The sequence below is a fragment of the Fusibacter sp. genome (assembly GCF_057447755.1).
This window is the reverse complement of the sequence record NZ_JBVBZF010000491.1, coordinates 1-1818: the sequence shown is the minus strand read 5'-3', so window position 1 is coordinate 1818 and position 1818 is coordinate 1. Positions and strand designations below refer to the sequence as shown.

Sequence of the window (1818 nt, the reverse complement as noted above, 5' to 3'; positions counted from 1 at the left end):
GAACTTTGCGTCTGTGATATATCTGTAGCGCTTGATATGACACAATCCGCTATTTCACACCAATTACGCGTCCTTAAACAGGCTGGATTGGTCAAGAATAGAAAAGATGGCAAAGTTGTTTATTATTCATTAGACGATGATCATGTTTTGATGATTCTTACTCAAGGCATAGATCATGTCGTTCATAAATAAGAGGTGATTCCATGACAAAAGTTAATTTGTATCTAGAAGGTTTAGGATGCGCCAATTGTGCGGCTAAAATTGAAACTCGAGCTAAAAACATAAGTGGGCTTGAAAAAGTCATTTTAGATTTTTCCCAGTCTAAACTCCAATTTGAATATGATGAAAAAAGTATTTCAGAAATAGAAACCACATCTAAAATTGAAGAAATCCGACGAATCGTAAATGAGTTAGAGCCAGATGTTAAGGTTGTCCTTGGTTCAAATACCAGTAATCAAACTTTAACCGAGGACCATAAAGCACATACTCGTAAGGAACTTTGGCGATTGGGTATCAGTCTATCCTTATTCTTCATAGCCTTATTCACACCTGTGTTTCCTGTAAAATTGACCTTGCTTGGCGCTGCCTATGTTATTTCAGGCTACCATGTACTCTACAAATCCTTCAGAAACATTCTCAAGGGTCAAGTTTTCGATGAAAACTTTTTAATGTCAATTGCTACCTTTGGTGCCATTGCCATTGGCGAGTATCCTGAGGCTGTGGCCGTAATGATTTTCTATGAGATTGGAGAATTTTTCGAAGACCTCGCCGTTAATCATTCAAGAAATGCAATCAAATCCTTAATTAATATTAGACCAGATCAAGCCATTATTGTTAAAGACAACACTCAAAAAATTGTAGCGCCTGAAGAGGTTTCTGTTGATGACATTATCTTGGTCAAGCCTGGCATGCGTATTCCTCTAGATGGTACAATCGTTGAGGGTCGAAGCATGATTGACACTTCAGCACTTACTGGAGAATCAATGCCCATGTCTTACGGTGTGGGAGATGCCATTTTAAGTGGCACCGTGGTTATGAATGCCGTTATCAAAATCAAAGTGACCCGTTTATACAAGGATTCCACCGTTGCTAGGATACTGGATCTTGTTGAAAACGCAAGTGGTCAAAAGGCAAAAACAGAACATTTCATTACAAAATTTGCGCGCGTTTATACACCGATTGTCGTTGGCATCGCCGCGGTTATCGCCATTGTGCCACCACTCTTAATTAGCGGTGCTGTATTTGAAGATTGGCTTTATAGAAGTTTGATCTTCCTAGTAATTTCATGTCCTTGTGCACTTGTACTCTCAGTACCACTTGGCTTCTTTAGTGGGATTGGTGCTGCCTCCAAAAATGGTATCCTAGTAAAGGGCAGCAATTATCTTGAAGCATTAAGCCAAATTGACACCTTTGTCTTTGACAAAACTGGAACCTTGACCAAGGGGCATTTCGAAGTTAGTAAAGCCGTTATAGATGAGAAGAGCTCTGAGTCGGTCTTCATTGAAGCTGCATATCTTTGTGAAAGACATTCCAATCATCCGATCGCAAAATCAATTATTAAGTATCTTGAATCCAAGCATGATCTTTCGGAACTCAAGGTTGTAAACGGTGATGTCGTTGAAGAAATCAGCGGAAAGGGCATTAAGGTTGAGCATCTTGGCAACACATACCTCGCAGGTAACACTGCACTTGCTGACCTCTTCAATTTATCTGTGCCTACAATCAACCAAAGCGGTACGATTGTCTACCTCTTTAAAAACTCACAGTATGCAGGTGCAATTGTTTTGGAGGACATGTTAAAATCAGATAGCCATAAGG

2 protein-coding genes are annotated in these 1818 nt (G+C 39.8%); both read left to right on the top strand.

Translation table 11 applies throughout. The features are described 5' to 3' along the window. A partial coding sequence (locus tag AC220I_RS21995) for an ArsR/SmtB family transcription factor (protein WP_486726011.1) occupies positions 1 to 192 on the top strand: 192 nt, incomplete at its 5' end. An 11-nt stretch (positions 193 to 203) separates the two neighbouring features. Continuing rightward, a partial coding sequence (locus tag AC220I_RS21990) for a heavy metal translocating P-type ATPase (RefSeq protein ID WP_486726010.1) occupies positions 204 to 1818 on the top strand: 1615 nt, incomplete at its 3' end.